Raw genomic sequence first — 21054 nt, forward strand, 5'->3', positions numbered from 1 at the left:
AAATGGTGCGCCCGAGAGGATTCGAACCTCTGACCACCTGGTTCGTAGCCAGGTACTCTATCCAGCTGAGCTACGGGCGCTCATAAATCGTTGATTTCACTTTAAATGGTGCGCCCGAGAGGATTCGAACCTCTGACCACCTGGTTCGTAGCCAGGTACTCTATCCAGCTGAGCTACGGGCGCCCTGATTTAAAGCGATAAAAAAAGCTTACTCAACAGTAAGCCTTTTCTAGCGTATCAACCTGCTGACGGCCGATACATGACTCATCATGAGTCGAATATGGTGCGCCCGAGAGGATTCGAACCTCTGACCACCTGGTTCGTAGCCAGGTACTCTATCCAGCTGAGCTACGGGCGCAAATGGCGGAGAAGGGGGGATTCGAACCCCCGATGCGGGTATAAGCCGCATACTCCCTTAGCAGGGGAGCGCCTTCAGCCTCTCGGCCACCTCTCCGTTTGCGGGGCTGATAATACTTCACAGGGATTTTTAGTCAAACACTTTTTTGGAGAAAACAGCGTGTTCGCTCAGCATTTGGTCAAAGCGTGGAATATTCAAGCAATATCGACACTTACCCCCTGCTTTCGGGCCCTGCAAGACGATTTGCAGGGCCCGGAAAAACAAAAGGCGACACCTGAGATGTCGCCTTGAAGCTGCCAATGGGATGGCTTAGAAATTCGGTTGGCCCGGTACTTTCTCGGCCTGTATCCGCATGTAGATCTCTTCGCGGTGTACGGAGACCTCTTTGGGTGCGTTCACACCGATACGAACCTGGTTACCCTTAACGCCCAGCACGGTGACAGTCACTTCGTCACCGATCATCAGGGTTTCCCCTACACGACGAGTCAAAATAAGCATTCGCTTGCTCCTGTATCCTGTTTTGTATTTATATCGATATGCGCCATTATCTTACAAAGATACCGATATGGTAAATGGTTGAAACTAAATCAATCAGGGATTGTTCCCCAAGGGCTGCTCATGAGGCTCATTATCCAGCCCGAACGCTGAGTGCAACGAACGCACGGCCAGCTCCAGGTACTTCTCGTCAATCACCACGGATATCTTGATTTCAGAAGTGGAGATCAACTGCATGTTGATCCCCTCCTCGCCCAATACCTTGAACATGGTGCGCGCGACCCCGGGATGATTCCACATGCCGACCCCGACGATGGAGACCTTGGCGATCTCCCCGTTGCCCTGCACGCAGGCTGCCCCCAACAGGGTGGCGGTCTCCTCCAGCAAGGCGCGAGCCCGGCGATAGTCATCGCGATTCACCGTGAAGGTGAAGTCGGCGGTGCCATCCCCCATGGTGTTCTGCACTATCATGTCGACATCTATGTTGGCGTCGCTGATCGGATTCAGGATCTGCGCGGCCACCGTCGGCCTGTCCGGCACACCCAGAATGGTCAGGCTGGCCTCGTTGCGATTGAACGCAATGCCGGATACCAGGGGTGCTTCCATTCTCTCACCTCCATATGTGATTAAGGTTCCCTCTCCGTCGACAAAACTCGACAGCACCCGCAGCGGTACGCGGTACTTGCCCGCGAATTCCACCGAACGGATCTGCAGCACCTTGGCCCCCAGACTCGCCATTTCCAGCATCTCCTCGAAGGTGATGGTGGAGAGGCGGCGTGCCTTGGGCTCGATGCGCGGATCCGTGGTATAGACCCCATCCACATCGGTAAAGATCTGGCATTCATCGGCCTTGATGGCCGCCGCCACGGCAACCGCCGTGGTGTCCGAACCACCTCGCCCCAGGGTGGTGATGGCGTTGTGTTCATCACGGCCCTGGAAGCCGGCGATCACCACCACCTTGCCCGCACCCAGCTCGGCCTGAACCTGCCCGGTGTCGATCTGGGTGATACGCGCCTTGCCATGGGCGGAATCGGTGTGGATACGAACCTGATCACCGGTCATTGAGACCGCAGGACAACCCCGTTTGTTCAACGCGATGGCCAGCAGCGCTATGGTGACCTGTTCACCGGTCGAGACCAGCACATCCATCTCGCGCCGGTTGGCATCCGGATCCAGCTGCTGGGCCATGCCCAGCAACCGGTTTGTTTCGCCCGACATGGCGGACACGACCACCACCACATCATGCCCCTGGGCGCGGCTCAGCTGAACACGATCAGCTACCGCCTCGATCCGCTCCAGCGTGCCGACCGAGGTGCCGCCGTACTTCTGTACATAGAGTGCCACAGATCACCTCGCCCGTTTACAGGCGCTCTTCCAGCCAGGAGTGAACGGATTGCAGGGCCGCCGGCACCGCATCAGGTTGGGTACCACCCGCCTGGGCCATGTCAGGACGACCACCGCCCTTGCCACCCACCTGCTGGGCCACCAGGTTGACCAGCTCGCCGGCCTTCACCTTGGCGGTCAGATCGCTGGTCACGCCGGCGATCAGGTTGACCTTGTCCTCGCTGCTGGTTGCCAGCAGTACGACACCGGACTTCATCCGGTTCTTCAGCTCGTCCAGCATGCCGCGAAGGGACTTGGGATCGGCCCCGTCCAGCGCCGCGATCAGCACCTTCTGGCCCTTGATCTCGATGACCTGGCTCAGCAGGTCGCTGCCAGCCTGAGCGGCCAGCTTGGCCTTGAGCTGCTCCAGCTCGCGCTCCATCATCCGGGACTTGTCCAACAGCTGGCGCACCTTGCTGCCGATGGAGAACTGGTCCCCTTTCACCAGGGCCGCAGCTTCTTCAAACTGCTCTGCCAGCTGGTGCATGAAATCGATGGCGCCCTTGCCGGTCACAGCTTCGATGCGGCGCACCCCGGCGGCAACACCGCTCTCGGCGATGATCTTGAAGAAGCCGATGTCACCGGTACGCTTGGCGTGAGTACCGCCACACAGCTCGGTGGAGTAATCACCCATGCGCACGACACGCACGTCGTCTTCGTACTTCTCGCCAAACAGCGCCATGGCGCCAGCGGATTTGGCCGCTTCCAGATCCATCACCTGGGTGACGACATCGTGGTTGGCACGGATCTGGGCGTTGACCAGCTCCTCGACTCGGCGAATGGTCGCCATGGTCAGGCCTTCGAAGTGGGAGAAGTCGAAGCGCATGCGCTCCGCCCCGACCAGGGAGCCCTTCTGGGTCACGTGATCACCCAGCGCCTGGCGCAGGGCCGCGTGCAGCAGGTGAGTGACAGAGTGGTTCAGAGCCACGGCCTGACGGCGCTCCCCGTCGACCACGGCTTCCACCTCGGCGCCCTTCTCCAGGGTACCCAGCTCCATATAGCCCTTGTGAATGATGGCATTGCCCGCATACTGGGTGTCGGTCACGGCGAAGATGCCGTCATCCACTTTCAGAATGCCGCTGTCGCCCACCTGGCCACCGGATTCGGCGTAGAAGGGGGTCTCGGCCAGCACGATCACCGCTTCTTCACCGGCGATCAGCCCACTCACTTCGACAGCATCCTTGTAGATGCCGACCACCTGAGTCGTTTGGCTCAGCTGCTTGTAACCGGTAAATGGGGTCTCGAAATCGAGTTTCAACACCTCGTTGTAGTTCACGCCGAAGCTGGAGGCCTCCTTCGCACGGGCGCGCTGCTTCTCCATCTCGGCCTTGAAGCCTTCCTCGTCGATACCGATCTCGCGCTCGCGGACCACGTCGGCGGTCAAGTCCGCCGGGAAGCCGTAGGTGTCATACAGCTTGAACACCACCTCGCCCGGGATGACCTTGGCATCGCCCAGGTTTGCCAGCACCTCTTCGAGCAGCAGCAGGCCCCTGTCCAGGGTACGGACGAACTGCTCTTCCTCGATGCGCAGCACGCGCTCGACCAGCGGCAGCTGGGCGATGAGTTCGGCAGCCACGTCCTTCATCTGCACCGCCAGCTCGGCGGCCAGCTTGTAGAAGAAGATCTCGGTGGCACCCAGCTTGCGACCGTGGCGCACGGCGCGGCGGATGATGCGACGCAGCACATAGCCACGGCCTTCGTTGGAGGGCATGACGCCGTCAGCCACCAGGAAGGCGCAGGAGCGGATATGGTCGGCGATGACGCGCAGGGACTGGTTGCTCAGATCCTCGGTGCCGACGATCTCGGCGGCCTTCTTGATCAGCGCCTGGAAGATGTCGATCTCGTAGTTGGAGTGCACGCCCTGCATGATGGCGGAGATACGCTCCAGGCCCATGCCGGTGTCCACGGACGGACGGGGCAGCGGCTCCATGGTGCCGTCAGCCTGACGGTTGAACTGCATGAAGACCACGTTCCAGATCTCGATGAAACGGTCGCCGTCTTCCTCCGGTGAGCCGGGAGGGCCACCCCAGAGGTGATCGCCGTGGTCGTAGAAGATCTCGGTGCAGGGGCCGCAGGGACCGGTATCACCCATCTGCCAGAAGTTATCTGAGGCAAAGGCGGCACCCTTGTTGTCGCCGATGCGCACTATGCGCTCGACCGGCACGCCGATCTCGTTTGCCCAGATGTTGAAAGCTTCGTCGTCCGTTTCATAGACGGTCACCAGCAGGCGCTCTTTGGGCAGCTTGAGGGTACCGGTCAGGAATTCCCAGGCAAAACGGATGGCGTCCTGCTTGAAGTAGTCACCGAAGCTGAAGTTGCCCAGCATCTCGAAGAAGGTGTGGTGACGAGCGGTATAGCCGACGTTTTCCAGGTCATTGTGCTTGCCGCCGGCCCGTACACAGCGCTGGGCCGTGGTCGCGCGGTTGTAGGCACGCTTCTCTGCGCCAAGGAACACGTCCTTGAACTGGTTCATCCCTGCGTTGGTGAACAGCAAGGTCGGATCGTTGTGCGGCACCAGCGAGCTGGAGGAGACAACCTGGTGCCCCTGGGAGCGGAAATACTCGAGAAACGCTGCGCGTAACTCTGACGTGGACATATACATGGAAAATCCTGCTTGATTCGGATACGGACTTTTAATCGCAATAATGTAAGTTTTCTGCGGGGTAAAGTAAAACGCGCGGGCCCGTCACGGGTGAAAAAGCCCCCAATGGACGGGGCAGCGGCAGGACGCCGTACAGGAGCAAGCCGAAAGGGGAGTCGGCTGGGTGGCGGATCATGGCGCCGCGGCCATCTGAAACAGGATAAAACAGGGAAAAGGCCCTCCCTTATCTGCACGCGTCGCAGGAACACGCCACGGCTCCATGGCCAGCACCGGCCCTTTATTCCTCCCCTTGCTGCAGTGCCGAGATGGCGTAACGCGCCTGATCCTGGGTAAAGCCCCGCCCAAGCAGGTACTTGAGCCATTTCATCCGCAGCTTGAAATCCCCCAGATCGGCGACTCTGGCACGCCGCTCCAGCAGGGCGAACGCCAGCTCGAACCAATCCAGCTCCGGCTGGTCGAATGCGGCGTCTATCTGCATATCGTCCAGCCCCTTGCGGCGCAGATCGAAGCGGATCTTGATGGGACCATGCCCCTTGGTCGCACCGGCCCGCACCGCCATGGCGCCGTAACGATCGTCATTGACCCAGTTGTAGCCGCGGCAATACTCGACAACCGCCTCGATCACCTCTTCATTGAAGCCCTGCAGCCGTAGCCGCTTGGCCAGCTCGGACTCGGCGCTCTCACGGCGAGCCAGACTGCGCATGGCAAAGGCGCGGGCGGCGGCAAACAGTTCTTCAAAGGAGAGTTCAACGGGTTCGGGGGAGGATTCATCGACCATAAATGACAAGGCCGGGTATTAACCCGGCCTTCCTTATTCCTTATTCCTTATTCGAACTCTTGTTCGCTTTCGTCTTCAAACTCTTCGGCGACCGCGGCCACCGGCTTCTCGACCGGTACGGCACCGGAGAGCAGCAGCTCACGCAGGCGGGCTTCCACCTCGGCGGCCATCACCTTGTTCTCGGCGAACAGCTTCATCACGTTGGCCTTGCCCTGACCTATCTTCTCGCCGTTGTAGCTGTACCAGGCACCGGCCTTGTCGATCAGCTTGTGCTTGACGCCCAGATCAACCAGCTCGCCCTCTTTGGAGATGCCGGCACCGTAGAAGATCTGGAACTCGGCCTGCTTGAAGGGCGGGGCCACCTTGTTCTTGACCACCTTGACGCGGGTCTCGTTACCGACCACTTCGTCGCCGTCCTTGATGGCGCCGATGCGACGGATATCCAGACGGACGGAGGCGTAGAACTTGAGCGCGTTACCACCAGTGGTGGTCTCGGGGCTACCGAACATGACGCCGATCTTCATCCGGATCTGGTTGATGAAGATACACAGGCAGTTGGCGTTCTTGATGTTGGCGGTCAGCTTGCGCAGGGCCTGGGACATCAGGCGGGCCTGCAGGCCGACGTGAGAGTCACCCATCTCGCCTTCGATTTCCGCTTTCGGCGTCAGGGCCGCCACAGAGTCGACGATGATGACGTCAACGGCGTTGGAGCGCACCAGCATGTCGCAGATCTCCAGCGCCTGTTCACCGGTATCCGGCTGGGAGATCAGCAGGTCGTCGACGTTGACGCCCAGCTTGGCAGCATAGATAGGATCGAGTGCGTGTTCCGCATCGACGAAGGCACAGGTCTTGCCTTTCTTCTGGGCTTCCGCGATCACCTGCAGGGTGAGGGTGGTTTTACCTGACGATTCCGGGCCGTAGATCTCGACGATACGACCGCACGGCAGACCGCCGATGCCCAGCGCCACGTCCAGGGAGAGGGAGCCGGTGGAGATGGCTTCGATATCCATGGTCTTGCTGTCGCCCAGACGCATGATGGAGCCTTTGCCAAACTGCTTTTCGATCTGGCCCAGCGCAGCCGCCAGTGCCTTCTGTTTGTTCTGATCCATGCCAATCTCCGCTGGGAATCGTGATGTAGAAGTGAAGTTGGGCTAAGTATACTGTTTATGCATACAGTATCAAGCCCAATTTATCTGAGCAGGGCCAGCAGTCCGGACAAGGCCTGCCTGACCGCCTGCTGGCGCACCTGATGGCGGTCGCCATCGAAGCGGGCGAGCAGGGATTGATGACGGCCCGTGCGATCCGCCCAGGCGAACCAGACGGTGCCGACCGGCTTGTCGTCACTGCCGCCACCGGGCCCGGCAATGCCGCTGATGGCGACGCAGATCCCCGCATCGGAACGGGCCAGGCCCCCTCTAGCCATCTCCAGCACCACGGCCTCGCTGACGGCGCCATGGCGCAGCAGGCTGTCGACGCTCACCCCCAGCATCTGCTGCTTGGCCTCGTTGGTGTAGGTGACAAAGCCGCGGTCGAACCAGCCTGAGCTGCCCGCAATATCCGTGATGGCCGTGGCAACGCCGCCCCCGGTACAGGACTCCGCCGTGGCTGCGAACCAGCCTCGTGCCTGCAATGCCTCGCCGAGCTCCCGGGATAAACGGTCGATCTCTGCCTCAAGCCCCATCATCATGCCCTCTCTGGCCCCTTGCGGGGGAAACATGGGGGTCATTATGCAGTCGCCCCGAATCGCGAGCAACCGACCCGGGGCCGGCTGCGTCAGCGACCGACCGGCATGGCCCTGCCGGACATTAGACGCAAGTGCGCCACAGCGGCAAGTCGCCAACGCTTAAGCTCCAGTACATGGGGGCTTCCTATAATCAGCAGGCACCGCCCTGTATGCGGTTTCTATCTTTTGGGATACTGGAGAAAGCAGATGAAGCATCAATTTAAAGTCGCCATGACTGCCCTGGCGATCTGTTTTGCCACCAACACCTTTGCCGCCGAGAGCGCCCCCGAGCTGCAGAGCGAAACCACCCTGGCGCAAGAGCTGAACCTCTCCACCGCACAGGTTGAGCAGATCAAGAGCCTGCGTGAGCAGGCGGCCAAGGAACTCGGTTCGGTCAAGCTCGACGCCATCGGTCAGGACGTCATCATCAACATGATCAAGACTGGCAAGTGGGACGAAGCCGCCGCCAAGAAGCAGTTGCAGACCATCAGCAACGTGCAGGCCGAGGCCCGCTACTACCGTGCCCATTACCTGTTCGAAGTCAGCAAGGTGCTGACCCCGGAGCAGAAAACCAAGCTGCACGAGATGCTCAGTGGCAACGAAGCCATGTATTGAGAGACGGCTCCCGTTTCTGTGACGCCAAATCCCCGCGCTGATGGCGGGGATCTTGCCCCTCCCCCCCCTCCACGCCTCGCACCCCCGCCCCTCTTCGCTTCTGATCCCGGTGACGGCCTGCCAACGCCACCCGGCCCCTGAAACCTCAGGACTGCCTTCCCCAAAGCGAGATAACCCCTCACCATCTCGGCCCGAGCATGTAGAATGGCCACCAGATTCAGACCCATTACGGCAGACGCTTGCCCGCAAGAGCACCTTCTGGAATAGAACATGACAGCACAGCACCAAGCCACCAGCGCCAACCTGAGCGCCCACACCCCCATGATGCAGCAGTATCTTGGCCTCAAGGCCGAGAACCCGGAGATCCTGCTGTTCTACCGGATGGGCGACTTCTACGAGCTGTTCTATGACGATGCCCGCAAGGCGTCCCAACTGCTCGACATCTCCCTGACCAAGCGCGGCCAGTCCGCGGGCAGCCCCATTCCCATGGCGGGCGTCCCCTATCACGCCATCGAGGGCTATCTGGCCAAGCTGGTGCAGCTCGGTGAATCCGCCGCCATCTGCGAGCAAGTGGGGGACCCCGCCACCAGCAAGGGGCCGGTGGAGCGCAAGGTCATTCGCATCATCACCCCGGGCACCGTCTCCGACGAGGCGCTGCTCAGCGAGCGACAGGACAACCTGATCGCCGCCGTCTACCACGATGGCCGCCGCTTCGGCTACGGCACCATGGACATAGGCTCAGGCCGCTTCTTCATCAACCAGTTCGACAAGGAAGAGACCCTGCTGGCGGAGCTGCAACGCACCAATCCTGCGGAGCTGCTCTACCCGGAATCCTTCGAGTTCCTGCGCCACGTCGAGGGTCGCCGCGGCCTGCGCCGCCGCCCGGAGTGGGAGTTTGAGCTCGGCACAGCCCGCAAGCTGCTCTGCCAGCAGTTCGGCACCCAGGATCTGGTGGGCTTTGGGGTCGAGCAGAGCGAGACAGCCCTCTGCGCCGCCGGCTGCCTGATGCAGTACGTGAAAGACACCCAGCGCACCGCCCTGCCTCACATCCGCAGCGTGCGCCTCGAGCAGCCCGATCATGCGGTCATCATGGATGCCGCCACCCGCCGCAATCTGGAGCTGACCCAGAACCTGGCGGGGGGCTATGAAAATACCCTGGCCGAGGTGCTGGACCGCACCGCCACCCCCATGGGCAGCCGGTTGCTCAAGCGCTGGATCCACCAGCCGATCCGCGATCGGGTGATCCTGAAGGGTCGCCAGAGCACCATCAAGGAGCTCATCGAGCAGAACCTCTATAACGAGCTGGGCAACCTGCTGCGTCAGGTGGGCGATGTGGAGCGGGTGCTGGCGCGCCTCGCCCTGCGCTCGGCCCGCCCGCGCGATCTCACCCGCCTGCGTCAGGCCTTCGCCCAGTTGCCCGAGTTGCAACGCCTGCTGGCCGGCAACGAGCACGAAGCGGTGCAGCAGCTGGCCGAGCGTGCCAGCACCTTCCCCGAGCTGCTCGACCTGTTGGAGCGCGCAGTGATGGAGGTACCGCCGGTGCTGATCCGCGATGGCGGCGTCATCCGTGACGGCTTCAATCAGGAGCTGGACGAGCTGCGGGATCTGGCCAACGGCGCTACCGCCAGCCTCGCCCGCATCGAGGAGCGAGAGAAGCTGCTGACCGGCATCAACACCCTCAAGGTGGGTTACAACAAGGTGCACGGCTTCTATATCGAGGTGAGCCGCGCCAACAGCCATCTGGTGCCGGCCCACTACATCCGCCGCCAGACCCTCAAGAACAACGAACGCTACATCATCGACGAGCTGAAGAAGTACGAGGACAAGGTACTCACCGCCCAGGCTCAGGCGCTGGCGCTGGAAAAACGCCTCTACGAGGAGCTGCTCGATGCCCTGCTGCCCCACCTTGGCGACCTGCAGGAGTCCGCCGCCGCGCTGGCGGAGCTGGACGTGCTGGCCAATCTGGCGGAGCGGGCCGAGACGCTGGACTATCGTTGTCCGACGCTCATCGATGAGGATCAGATCCTGATCGAGGCGGGCCGCCATCCGGTGGTGGAGCAGGTGATGAGCGATCCCTTTATCGCCAACCCCATCCGGCTTGAGCGGGAGCGGCGGATGCTGATCATCACAGGCCCCAACATGGGCGGTAAATCCACCTACATGCGCCAGACCGCGCTGATCGTGCTGCTGGCTCATATCGGCGCCTTCGTGCCCGCCGACAGCGCCCGCATCGGCCCCATCGACCGTATCTTCACCCGCATCGGGGCGTCTGACGATCTCGCCTCCGGCCGCTCCACCTTTATGGTGGAGATGACCGAGACCGCCAACATCCTCAACAACGCCACCGCCCGCAGTCTGGTGCTGATGGACGAGATTGGCCGCGGCACCAGCACCTACGATGGTCTCTCCCTGGCGTGGGCCTGTGCCGAACAGCTGGCGAGCAAGATTGGCGCTTACACCCTGTTCGCCACCCACTACTTCGAGCTGACCCGTCTGCCGGAGCTGATGAGCGGGCTGGCCAACGTCCATCTGGATGCGGTGGAGCACGGCGACACCATCGCCTTCATGCACGCGGTGCAGGAGGGGGCGGCCAGCCGCTCCTACGGTCTGCAAGTAGCGGCGCTGGCCGGGGTGCCGAAATCGGTGATCCATCAGGCCCGCCACAAGCTGGCAGAGCTCGAAAGCGCCACCCCGGTCGCAGCCGGTGAAAGCCGCCCGGCCCCGGTGAGCCTTGCCCCGCAGCCCCATCCGGTGGTGGAAGAGCTGGAAGCGGTGCGCCCGGACGAGCTGAGCCCCCGTCAGGCGCTGGACCTGCTCTATCGCCTCAAGCAGATGCTCTGACAGCTGCGCCGGAACACAGGCAATGAAAAAAAAGGGGAACCTCGCGGTTCCCCTTTTTTGCCTCAATGGCACTGGGCCATCAACCCGGACCTATGCGATCCAGCAGGCTCAGATTGACCGAGCCGGGATGGCGTTTGAGCTTCTGCCGGTATTCGAACTGGTGCTGACTCTCCTGCTTGAGCCCCTGCATCAGCGAATAGCACATGGCCAGCATGATCAGCGAGAAGGGCAGCGCGGCTATGATGCTGGCCGCTTGCAGGGCAGCCAGGCCGCCGGAAACCAGCAAGATGGCCGCCACCAACCCCTGACCCAGTCCCCAGATGGCGCGGTGCAGCACGGGGGGATCCTGATCGCCGATGGAGAGCAGGGTGGTGATGACCAGCGTGCCCGAGTCGCTGGAGGTGATGAAGTAGGTGCAAATGAGCAAGGTCAGCACCCCTTTCGCAATCCAGCCAAAGGTCTCCCAGTGCAGCAGCTCCACCGTCTTGTAGAGCGCCAGAGTCACGTCCTGATTGACTGCCGCCACCACGCCACCACCGCCGAACAGCTCCAGATGCATGGCGGTACCGCCGAACACAGTGAGCCAGAACATGCCGAGCAGGGAGGGCACCAGCAGCACGCCAAGCACGAACTCGCGAATGGTGCGCCCCTTGGAGATGCGGGCGATGAACATGCCGACGAAGGGGGCCCAGGCTATCCACCAGCCCCAGTAGAAGGCGGTCCAGCTCGATTGCCAGGCCGAGGTGCCGTTGGCCTCTGTGTTGGTCCAGAAGCTCAGTTTGACGATGTTTTGCAGGTAATCACCGATGTTCTGCACATAGGCGTTGAGGATATAGGTGGTTGGACCCAGCACCAGGAAGAGGGCGAGGATGAAGGCGCTGAGCCAGATGTTGAGCTCGGAGAGGATCTTCACCCCGCGCCCCACGCCTGAGATGGCCGACAGGGTGGCGATCAGGCTGATGCCGCCGATGAGCCAGAGCTGGCTGTGCTGGGAGACTTCCATGCCGAACATCTGGTTGAGGCCGGTGTTCATCTGGGAGACGCCAAGACCCAGGGAAGTGGCCACCCCGAACACTGTGCCGAACACCGCCAGCACGTCGGCGGCGTGGCCCCAGAAGCCGTAGATCCGCTCGCCGAGAATAGGGTAGAGCACGGAGCGAATGGCCAGCGGCAACTTGCGACGGTAGCTGAAGAAGGCCAGCGACAGGCCGACGATCACATAGATGGCCCAGGGGTGCAGACCCCAGTGGAAGAAGGTGAGGCGCATGGCGATCTGGGCCGCTTCCGGCGTCATCCCTTCGGTGACGAAGGGGTTGCCCTGCAGGTGATACATGGGCTCGGCTATGCTCCAGAACACCAGGCCTATGCCCATGCCGGCGCTGAACAACATGGAGAACCAGGCGAAGTAGCCGAACTCCGGTACCTGGTCGTCGTCGCCCAGTCGAATGCTGCCAAAACGGCTGAACATCAGGTAGACGGCGAAGAACAGGAACAGGGCAACCACCAGAATGTAGTACCACTTGAAGCCTGCAATGATGGTGTCCTTGGCGCCGGTGAACCAGGTTCCCGCGGTATCCGGGTCAAACACGCCAAACAACAGGAACAGGGTCACGACGGTGAGGGCCGTCATGGCCATGGTGGGATTGAGGCCTTTCAATAGCCCTTTGGTTGCTCTCATCGGGCCTCCTTAGTCATTGTTGAAAAAATCTTCACCCACGTGATCCCCCGCACCACCGATGGCGCGATAGACCAGTCGACCCGCCACCCGCTCGCGGTGATCCACCAGGGTGACCGAAGGCTGGCCGTTCACGGCGTGACGCTTGCCGAGGAAGATGGCCATGGGCACCCCCAGACTGGAGATCCCGCTGGTGATCCAGAGCCGGTTGAAGTCATAGGAGCCGCCGATGAACTCGAGCTGGGCCAGGCCATTGTCCAGACCGGCCAGGTAGAAGTTCATGGCACTCTCGTCGGGGAAGAGGTGCACCAGCACATAGGCGTAGCGCAATTCGTTCACCAACTCCTTTAGACTGAAAGAACCTGTGTCGCTGCAGGAGAGCGGCAGCTCACCATCGTAGTGATGCACCTGCAGGTTGTTGGGATCCTCGTCATAGGCGGGCTGATAACGCACGAAAGCCGAGGTATCTGGCAGTTCATAGCGGACCCTGACCACGCGAAGGTCGGCAACCAGGGACTTGATATCCAGGTCGTCATTCATTATGTCACTCCTCAAATATCGGGTTTAAATGCGGCAATTGTCCAATAACCTAACATAAAATTCATTAGAGCAGAAATGATTACACCAAAAACCATATTGACCTTGTTGGGGATTAGGCGGAGAATTTTGCGCCTCTCCACTGCCCTGCGATGACCCCGACTCCATGGAAAAACATGATGAAGTGCTGATTGCTCTGCGCCAGATCATCCGTGCCATCGACATGCACTCCAAACGCCTGATCAAGGAGGCCGGGCTGACGTCGCCGCAGCTCCTGCTGCTCAAGGGGATCAACGAGCTTGGCCAGATCTCCATGCGCCAGCTCGCCGATCACACCAACATGAGCCAGGCTACCGCGACCACCATCATGGACAGGCTAGAGAGCCGCCAGCTGGTGCAGCGCATCCGCAGCGAAACCGACAAGCGCAAGGTGCATGCGACACTGACTGACGCGGGTCGCGCCCTGCTCGCCCAGGCCCCCACCCCGCTGCAGGAGAGCTTCATCCAGCGCTTCCAGGCCCTGGAGAACTGGGAACAGGGACTGCTGCTCTCCTCCCTGCAACGGATCTCGGCCATGATGAATGCCGACGGCATAGACGCGGCTCCCGTGCTGAGCGTCAGACCGCTCACCGAAGAGCGCGCCTGAACAAAAGACGGCCATAAAAAAAGCTCCCGAATGGGAGCTTTTTTTATGGGAAGCATGCGGGGAGATCACTCTTCCAGGCTGATGCCTATGTTGGAGACGCCGCCCTGGGCCGCAAAGGTGCGGATGGCCAGGATGCGATCGCTGTCGCGCTCATGGGCGACCTGCTTGAGCAGTTCGACCTGGAACTCCAGTTCTGCCTCGATGTATTCGTGCTCGTAGAGCTCTTCGTCACTGAGATCCCGCTCTTCCAGCATCTCGATGAAACCGGCCACTGTACCGACCGAAGCGTGGCTGGCATCCATGGCTTCTTCCCCCACCCGGCAGATCACCGAGTTGTAGGCACAGCCCAGCGCCACACAGGCATCCAGCGCCGGGTAGGCCCCGTAGGATTCAAACTTGCCAGGCTCGGGAATATAGACCTCGAACGCCTCCAGGATGGCCCCCAGATTAACGCGGGATCCCTTCACGGTGAGGTAGTTCCACATCTGATCCAGCGCGTGGCGAAACGCCTTCGCATCCCCGAAACCGGCTGCCTGGGTAAACAGCACATAGTTGGGGTACATGCGCTCTGCCAGCGCCAGGGTGTAGACGGTCTGCTGCCAAGGCTGCAGCTCGGCCAGTCGCTTATAAAACTTGTCACCAAACACTGGAGTCGGATCCTTTGCAAAATGTGGGGCAGATTGTAGCCCACGAGGGGCGTGGCGAAAACGAAAAAGCGCCCTGGTCGACTATCTTGCCCGATCAACTGGGGTAAGATGAGGACAGACCCCTCCTCCGCCGTGCCGCAAACATGATAAGGAACAAGAGTATGAGCCAACGTACCCTGCTTCTGCTCAGCCAGGACAACAACCACTATGAGCGCCTGCTCAAGGCCGCCCGCCTTCCCCATTTGCACATACTGCGAGCCGACAACCAGAGCGATGCCGAGAAGATGATCGGTGATGCCCACATCCTGATGGCAGAACCGGCACGGGCCAGACCCCTGCTGGCCAAGGCCGACAGGCTGAGCTGGCTCCAGTCCACCTACGCCGGGGTCGACGTGCTGCTGGATGCCAGCTGCCGCCGCGACTACCTGCTCACCAATGTGCGCGGCATCTTCGGGCCGCTGATGAGCGAGTATGTGTTCGGCCACCTGCTCAACCTGTCGCGCCAGTTGCCGCTCTACCGCGAACAGCAGCAACAACGACTGTGGCAGAGCCATCCCTATCAGGGGCTCAAGGGACGCACCATGCTGATCCTGGGCACCGGCAGCATAGGCCAGCACATAGCCCACACCGCCAAGCACTTCGGCATGCGGGTGCTCGGCATCAGCCACAGTGGCAATGAGCGCGCCGGCTTCGATCAGGTGTATCAGCTGCCGACGCTGAACAAGATGCTGGCCCAGGCCGACGTCATCGTCAGCGTACTGCCGGCGACCCGCGAGACCCGCCATCTGTTCACCGCCGATCGCTTCAACCACTGCAAGCCGGGGGCCATCTTCTTCAACGTCGGCCGGGGCAATGCGGTCCATGAAGGGGATCTGCTGGCGGCATTGCGCGGCGGCAAGCTGGGCACTGCGGTGCTGGATGTGTTCGAGCAGGAGCCCCTGCCCGCCGACAGCCCGCTCTGGCATCAGCCCAATCTCATCATCACCCCCCACAACAGCGCCTACAGCTTCCCGGAAGATGTGGCCCAGATCTTCATCCGCAACTACATCCGCTTCATCGACGGCCAGCAACTCGATGGCCGCATCGACTTCGACAAGGGTTACTGAGCCCAACCACCAGCAAAAAGGCCCCGCCACATTGGCGGGGCCTTTTTTGTATCCGCAGAGAGGGGCTCAACCCGCCTCCATCTCCTTGCGATAGCTCTTCACCTTGGCAAGGAATTGGCGCTTGTCCTTGCCGGAGAGCGGCTCCGCCATCGGCAGCTTGACCTTCATGGGGTCCACCGGGCGGTTGTTGACTCGCACCTCATAGTGCAGATGGGCACCGGTAGAGCGGCCCGTGTTGCCGGAGAGCGCTATCTTGTCCCCCATCTTCACCTTCTGGCCGGGTTTGACCAGCAACTTGCTCAGGTGCAGATAGCGAGTCATCAGGGTGCGGCCGTGCTTTATCACCACATAGGTGCCCGCGAGGGGGTGGCGGGTCGCCTTGAGTACCACACCGTCACCGGTCGCCATCACGGGCGTCCCCACCGGCAGGGCAAAGTCAGTCCCCTCATGGGGGCGGACCTGGCCGGTAATGGGGTGGCGTCGGGCCGGGTTGAAGTTGGAGCTGACCCGATAGCGACTATGGGTCGGATACCGGCGGAAGCCGCGCTCCAGGCTGTTCGCCTGGCCGTCATAATAGTTGCCATCTTCCGACAGCCAGGCCGATACCGCCTTGCCCTGGCTGAACACTTCGACGCCCAGCAGTTGGGTGTTGCCCGTGCTCTTGCCCTCGACAGTCTCCTGTCTCACCAACACCTTGAACTTGTCGCCTCTTTGCAGATCCTTGGCGAAATTCAGGCGCCACTGGAACAGGTTGGCAATCTTCTGGATGTGGTTGGCCGGGATCCCCGCGTTGCGGGCGCTGACGTAGAAGCTGCCATTGATGACGCCGTCATAACTCTTCTGCTGCCACTGCACCTCTTCATTGAGCATGTTGGCGCTGTAAGTGTCGTCGGTACGCTCCAGCACCAGAGTCTGCTTGATGTTCAGGCGGATCTTCAGTTGCTGCAGTATGTTGTCCTGATCGATCAGCAACTCTATGGTCTGGCCAGGCTTGAGGCGGGCCAGATTGTTCTTGGCATCCGCATCCAGCACCTTGTAGAGGGTGGTGGTGGAGAGGCCGAGATTGTTGAAGATGGTGGTCAGGTTCTCGCCGTTGCGTACCCGGTAATCCTGCCACTGGGGCGTGGCATCGGCCGGAATGTCATCTTCCGGCGCCGCGGCTTCCACCAGTTCGTGATCCGGGATGTCGTTAAAATCCGTATTGTCTTCGTTGGTTGCCGTGCCAGTGGTGGCAATGGGCAACTCCAGACGCAATGGCCGCTCAAGGATGTCACCTGGAGCTGGCAATACGGCTACCGCTGACAGCGTCATGGCCGTGAGCAATAGCATGGCGTAAAAATGTTTGCGGGGAACCGGGGGTTCCCAATTGGCAGCCTGTGCTACCAAGGGACGGAGACGTTTCATCCGCTATCCTGTTATTAGATCTAAGGGTGGTAGTTGTGGGTCTGTTTTTATGATTTTTTATTATGAAAACCGAATATCTGGGTTTTAGACCTAAATACTTACAAAAAGTTCATCGCGATATGCACGAAACTCACATTTTATGCATAACCTTCCTGCATGGGCAGAAATGATCGCCTTTTTCAGCCATTTTTTTCTATTTTTAAGAACCAAGTCCGGTTGCGTTCACCCCCGGACCATCAGATGTTGCAAAAACATTTCCAGGGAGTGGGTATGTCATTGGCAAGATTGTTAAATGTAATCATTCTGATCCTGTTCACCATTGGTGCCATCCTGCTGCTCATGCTGGAGATCACCACGGTACGGCAGTCCATCCTCGATCAGATGTCGGCCAACCTGGAGACGGCCATCACGGCCCTGGGTCTGGTACTGCAAGGCACCCTGCTCAACGATGACAAGGTGCTGGCGGAAACCATAGTCAACGCCATGTTCGATGGCGGCTTCGTCAGCTCGGTCACGCTGCTGGATCCCGATGGCCAGTTGCTGTTCCAGAAAGTCTTCCACACGGCCCAGCAAAATATCCCCAGCTGGCTGCCGGCTGTCGTCCACATGCCACCTGTCAAGATCGAGCAGGAGCTCACAGATGGCTGGCGCATTCTGGGCACCCTCACCCTCGAGGGCCACGAGGGATACGCCTACCAACACCTCTGGAACGCCATCAGCCGCACCGGACTGGCACTGCTCGCGGGTCTGCTGGTATTCACTCTGGTGATCACCTGGGTGTGCGGCCGCCTGCTGCGCCCCCTCGAACAAGTCAGCCTGCAACTGGTGCAGATCCGCAAACGCCAGTTCAGCGGCAATCTGCCAACCCCATGGCTTCGCGAGTTGCAGGAGGTCGTGGTCTCCATCAACCAGCTGGTCTCCGAGCGCAAGCGGGATCTGCTGCAGCAAAGGCTCAAGATCACCCAGCTCGGCAAACATGACAGCCTGCAGGCCCATCAGAAACTCGCGGGGTTGACCGACATCGCCAACGGCATGTATCTGCAACACTTTTTCTCCACTCAGGGAAACATCCGCCTCTATAGCCGGTTACTGCCCCAGACCCCACCAACCACGGACAGCTCGCCGGATGAGATCCGGGCGCTGCTCAACGACTGGCTGACTCAGAAGACGGAAGGGCTACAGCTCCCCCTCAGCCTGCTCAATCATCCTGACTGGGCACAGTTCGCCTCCTCCCTGGCCAGCGCCAGGGGCAAGACCCTGGACTGGCGCTGGGATCTGGCCAGCTTCCCTCCCCTGGCCGAGGAGCGCCTGGGGGCGCTTCAGGCTCAGGGGGTCGAGATGGCATTCAGCAATGTGCCCATGAACAACGACAACCTGACAAAGCTAGACCCCATCAAGCCGGTCTTCATCAGCTGCCAGCTGACCCAGGTCCCCCTCTACTGGAACCTGCTTTCCCAGTGTCTGCATGCCTCCGGCTATACCCTGCTGGCAGAAGCCGGCGACATCAACGACACGGATACCCTGCGCAGTTGGGGCATCGATGGCTATGCCAGCCAGGAGGCATCATGAGAATCCCTATCCTATTGCTTGCCCTGTTGTGGCAGCCCGGCTCGCATGCGGTGTCCATGACCATAGGCACGGGGGGAGAACAGGGTATCTATTACCAGGTCATCAAGGAGTTCTGTCGACTGGCTCACAAGAGCGACCCCACACTGCAATGCAAACCCCAGGCCAGTTCGGGCTCCATCGAGAATCTGCGGCAGTTGCAAGCCGCAGAGATCCCCTACGCCCTCGTCCAGTCTGACTGGCTCTATCAGGCCAGCCAGGGCACGGGACCCTTCGCCAAGCAACCCCAGCCCGAATTGAGAACCCTCTTTGCCACCCATGCTGAGCCTTTCACCATAGTGGTGCGGGCCGATGGCGACATCACCACCCTGGAGCAACTCAAGCTGGCCCCCATCGGCATGGGACTCAAGAGCTCGGGCACTCGCCAGACGGCGATGGCACTGTTCAACGTCTTGGGGGCAAAGGAACAGGATCTCGATCTGAAGAGCGTGGCCAATCTGTCCGAAGCCTTGTGCAGCAAACAGATCGATGCCTATGGGTTGGTGATGGGGCACCCGAACCGCATCGTGCTGGAGACATCCAAACGCTGCGCCATCCGTTTCATGGCCATCGAGGGCACGACCCGGGATCAACTACTGCAAGGCGTCAAATACTACCAGCGCAGCCAGGTACCGGCCCGCATCTATCCCGGCAACCTGAAAGCCACCCCCACCTTTGCCATCGCCGCCACCCTGGTGACCAATGCCGCCACGCCGGATGAAGACGCCTATCGCCTGACCAAGGCCATGCTGAGCCAGCAGACCAGTTTCAACGAGCAGACCTATGGCTATGCCAACCTGTTCCACAAGGCGCGCAACAAGATTGGTCCTGTGCTGAACGCCCCGCAACATCCGGGGGCGGCAAGGTATTTCGAGGAGTTGAAGGCCGCAGGCAAGCTATAGCTGGCGGCGAGGGGCACGCAGATGTTCGCTGGAGAAGCGGCTCTGCATCGACTTCCATTGGGTCAGGCGATCGGCACTCCCGGCCAGGGTCCCCTCACGGCGTGACTTCATGACCCAGATGCTCTTGGCATCGAAGCTGTACACGGGTTGCAGGTCATTGCGCTTGCTGCCGGGCAGGATGCGACCATTGATGTTGTCCAGCACCAGAGGGTCGGACTTGGTCGTCGGGAAATAGAGCGTCACCATGTGAAACTGGTTGTAGCGGATCGCCTTCACATAGGCCAGCCGCAGTTTCTTCTCGTCGACGCCGAGCTCCATCAGGGTGTAGTACTTGGAGATGCTGTAATCCTCACAGTCACCCCCTCTGGCCCCGATGAATTCCAGCGGATTGGCCCAGTAGTCCTCGTCCCCCCAAAGCCTGGGATCCTCGCTGTAGGTCAGATTGTTGAAGTAGTTATTGACCAGTTCCAGCTTCTGCTGATCCGTGGTGCCCGCTCTGGGCGCGAGCAGGCGTGAAAAGGCCTCGGCGCGCTGGATAGCCCTGGCGCCATAGACTTCCTGCATTTTTGCCTTCAGCTCGGGGCTGGCAATGTGCTCGGACAGGCGGGAGGCCTGCACGCTGGCACAGAGCAGTGCCAGGGTGCAGATGGGGACAAGCAATAATTTCATAACTGACGCTCCATATCAGACGCTGGAGGTCAGTATAGTTGGCCGCGGCCGCCCCATAGGGCGAGTCTGGGATGACTCAGCGGCACTGGGCGAAGGCGTCTGCCAGCTGTTGCATGAAGTGCGGATAAGCATCAGCACCAAGCGGCACCTGCTCACCCACTTCATCCAGCAGCAACACCTTGGCGCCTGTGTTGCGGGCGACCGATTCGATCACCGCAGGCGAGAATTGCGGCTCGGCATAGATGCAGCTCGCCTGCTTCTCTTCAAGCGCCTTGCGGATCTCCACCAGTGTCTTGGCGCCGGGGCGACGCTCCGGGCTCACGGTGAAGTGGCCCTTGGAGCTCATGCCGTAGTGACGCTCCCAGTAACCATAGGCCTCGTGAAACACGAAATAGCCCTTCTGGTTCACCGCCTTCATCTGTTCGGCGATCACCTTGTCCTTGGCGTCCACCTTGGCATCGAATGCGGCAAGGTTGGCGGCATAACGGGCCTGATTGGCTGGATCCTGCTTGCCAAGCTCGGTCGCGATCGCCTTGGCAATCACCTTGGCCTGGGTCGGCCCCAGCCAGATATGGGGATCAACCCCCTCGTGGTGATGCCCCTCATGACCTTCATCGCGGTCATCATGCCCATGGGCGGCGTGATCATGGTCGTGGTCGTCATGATGAACGGGATCCTGGCTGCCCTGAGTCGCGTAGTTGAACAGCGGCATCCCCGGAACCTGGGTCAGGGTCAGCTTGTGGGGATGATCGGCCAGCGGCTTGGCCATGAAACCTTCCAGCTCGGGGCCGACCCACACCACCAGATCGGCGTCATTGATGCTGCGAATATCGGAAGGGCGCAGGGAGAAGTCGTGGGGAGAGGCACCGGTTGGCAGCAAGACTTTGGGCTCGCTCACGCCATCCGTGATGGCCGCCGCGATAAAACCAAGGGGTTTGATGGTGGTCAGCACCTCGAGGGCGCGGACAGGCAGACTCACTGCCAGCAGCGCAGTGATCAGAGTAAGAATTCGCATAGAGGTCTCGTCAGGGAGTGAGTGTGTGATAATATAACAAACCAACGTCGCTG

At 60.6% G+C, this 21054-nt stretch carries 18 protein-coding genes and 4 tRNA genes; 6 read left to right on the plus strand and 16 right to left on the minus strand.

Annotated elements, in window-relative coordinates; genetic code table 11:
- Positions 1-3 precede the first annotated feature (3 nt).
- From AB5Y91_RS03640 to pncC, 10 genes are all read right to left on the minus strand, one after another.
- Positions 4-80, minus strand: a tRNA-Arg gene (locus tag AB5Y91_RS03640).
- 26 nt (positions 81-106) lie between these two features.
- A tRNA-Arg gene (locus AB5Y91_RS03645) sits at positions 107-183 on the minus strand.
- 98 nt (positions 184-281) lie between these two features.
- A tRNA-Arg gene (locus tag AB5Y91_RS03650) sits at positions 282-358 on the minus strand.
- A 3-nt stretch (positions 359-361) separates the two neighbouring features.
- Positions 362-454: transfer RNA gene (locus AB5Y91_RS03655), tRNA-Ser, on the minus strand.
- A 213-nt stretch (positions 455-667) separates the two neighbouring features.
- On the minus strand, positions 668-856 hold the full coding sequence (csrA, locus tag AB5Y91_RS03660; protein ID WP_005315760.1) for a carbon storage regulator CsrA: 189 nt from the start codon (positions 854-856) through the stop codon (positions 668-670).
- Positions 857-949: 93 nt separating this feature from the next.
- A complete protein-coding gene (locus AB5Y91_RS03665) occupies positions 950-2197 on the minus strand; it encodes an aspartate kinase (RefSeq protein ID WP_139744991.1) in 1248 nt (415 codons plus the stop codon).
- A gap of 16 nt (positions 2198-2213) precedes the next feature.
- The gene (gene alaS / locus AB5Y91_RS03670) at positions 2214-4838 is read right to left on the minus strand and encodes an alanine--tRNA ligase (RefSeq protein ID WP_307765342.1); all 2625 of its coding nucleotides are present in this window, start codon (positions 4836-4838) and stop codon (positions 2214-2216) included.
- A gap of 277 nt (positions 4839-5115) precedes the next feature.
- Positions 5116-5616 carry a regulatory protein RecX gene (locus AB5Y91_RS03675; RefSeq protein ID WP_163135674.1) on the minus strand — a complete coding sequence of 167 codons (501 nt, stop codon included), beginning with the start codon at positions 5614-5616 and terminating at the stop codon, positions 5116-5118.
- A gap of 47 nt (positions 5617-5663) precedes the next feature.
- On the minus strand, positions 5664-6725 hold the full coding sequence (recA, locus tag AB5Y91_RS03680; protein WP_106885048.1) for a recombinase RecA: 1062 nt from the start codon (positions 6723-6725) through the stop codon (positions 5664-5666).
- 80 nt (positions 6726-6805) lie between these two features.
- Positions 6806-7297, minus strand: a complete 492-nt coding sequence (gene pncC, locus AB5Y91_RS03685) for a nicotinamide-nucleotide amidase (RefSeq protein WP_368169185.1) — start codon at positions 7295-7297, stop codon at positions 6806-6808.
- A gap of 249 nt (positions 7298-7546) precedes the next feature.
- Here pncC and AB5Y91_RS03690 point away from each other — a divergent pair, with 249 nt between their 5' ends.
- Together AB5Y91_RS03690 and mutS are read left to right on the plus strand one after the other, a co-directional pair.
- Complete coding sequence (locus AB5Y91_RS03690) at positions 7547-7954, plus strand: Spy/CpxP family protein refolding chaperone (protein WP_239497146.1); 408 nt, start codon at positions 7547-7549, stop codon at positions 7952-7954.
- Positions 7955-8224: 270 nt separating this feature from the next.
- On the plus strand, positions 8225-10795 hold the full coding sequence (mutS, locus tag AB5Y91_RS03695; protein WP_368169104.1) for a DNA mismatch repair protein MutS: 2571 nt from the start codon (positions 8225-8227) through the stop codon (positions 10793-10795).
- A 79-nt stretch (positions 10796-10874) separates the two neighbouring features.
- Here the strand turns inward: mutS and AB5Y91_RS03700 are convergent, their stop codons facing one another.
- Positions 10875-12473 carry a BCCT family transporter gene (locus AB5Y91_RS03700; protein WP_106885050.1) on the minus strand — a complete coding sequence of 533 codons (1599 nt, stop codon included), beginning with the start codon at positions 12471-12473 and terminating at the stop codon, positions 10875-10877.
- Between the two features lie 9 nt (positions 12474-12482).
- Entirely contained in the window at positions 12483-13010 is a 528-nt protein-coding gene (locus AB5Y91_RS03705; RefSeq protein WP_111913441.1) for a hypothetical protein, read from the minus strand.
- Positions 13011-13173: 163 nt separating this feature from the next.
- Here AB5Y91_RS03705 and AB5Y91_RS03710 point away from each other — a divergent pair, with 163 nt between their 5' ends.
- Positions 13174-13653 (plus strand): MarR family winged helix-turn-helix transcriptional regulator, encoded by a 480-nt coding sequence (locus AB5Y91_RS03710; RefSeq protein ID WP_025325615.1) that lies wholly within the window; start codon positions 13174-13176, stop codon positions 13651-13653.
- Positions 13654-13718: 65 nt separating this feature from the next.
- On the opposite strand, the gene AB5Y91_RS03715 is transcribed toward AB5Y91_RS03710, so the two are convergent.
- Positions 13719-14300 (minus strand): YjaG family protein, encoded by a 582-nt coding sequence (locus AB5Y91_RS03715; RefSeq protein ID WP_106885051.1) that lies wholly within the window; start codon positions 14298-14300, stop codon positions 13719-13721.
- A 161-nt stretch (positions 14301-14461) separates the two neighbouring features.
- On the opposite strand from AB5Y91_RS03715, the gene AB5Y91_RS03720 reads away from it, so the two are divergent.
- Complete coding sequence (locus AB5Y91_RS03720) at positions 14462-15406, plus strand: D-2-hydroxyacid dehydrogenase (protein WP_106885052.1); 945 nt, start codon at positions 14462-14464, stop codon at positions 15404-15406.
- A 66-nt stretch (positions 15407-15472) separates the two neighbouring features.
- On the opposite strand, the gene mepM is transcribed toward AB5Y91_RS03720, so the two are convergent.
- The gene (gene mepM, locus AB5Y91_RS03725) at positions 15473-16810 is read right to left on the minus strand and encodes a murein DD-endopeptidase MepM (protein ID WP_111913439.1); all 1338 of its coding nucleotides are present in this window, start codon (positions 16808-16810) and stop codon (positions 15473-15475) included.
- 270 nt (positions 16811-17080) lie between these two features.
- Between mepM and AB5Y91_RS03730 the strand changes: the two genes are divergently transcribed.
- Together AB5Y91_RS03730 and AB5Y91_RS03735 are read left to right on the plus strand one after the other, a co-directional pair.
- Complete coding sequence (locus AB5Y91_RS03730) at positions 17081-18379, plus strand: LapD/MoxY N-terminal periplasmic domain-containing protein (RefSeq protein WP_368169105.1); 1299 nt, start codon at positions 17081-17083, stop codon at positions 18377-18379.
- Complete coding sequence (locus AB5Y91_RS03735) at positions 18376-19317, plus strand: TAXI family TRAP transporter solute-binding subunit (protein ID WP_368169106.1); 942 nt, start codon at positions 18376-18378, stop codon at positions 19315-19317. The genes AB5Y91_RS03730 and AB5Y91_RS03735 overlap by 4 nt, the downstream gene beginning before the upstream one ends.
- Here the strand turns inward: AB5Y91_RS03735 and AB5Y91_RS03740 are convergent.
- Positions 19312-19986, minus strand: coding sequence for a transglutaminase-like cysteine peptidase (locus tag AB5Y91_RS03740; RefSeq protein WP_368169107.1), 675 nt, complete (start codon positions 19984-19986; stop codon positions 19312-19314). The two genes, AB5Y91_RS03735 and AB5Y91_RS03740, sit on opposite strands and share 6 nt — an antisense overlap.
- 76 nt (positions 19987-20062) lie before the next feature.
- A complete protein-coding gene (znuA, locus tag AB5Y91_RS03745) occupies positions 20063-21001 on the minus strand; it encodes a zinc ABC transporter substrate-binding protein ZnuA (RefSeq protein ID WP_368169108.1) in 939 nt (312 codons plus the stop codon).
- Positions 21002-21054 lie beyond the last annotated feature (53 nt).

The organism is Aeromonas sp. R4-3, from assembly GCF_040908275.1.
GTDB classification, from domain to species: Bacteria; Pseudomonadota; Gammaproteobacteria; order Enterobacterales; family Aeromonadaceae; genus Aeromonas; species Aeromonas rivipollensis.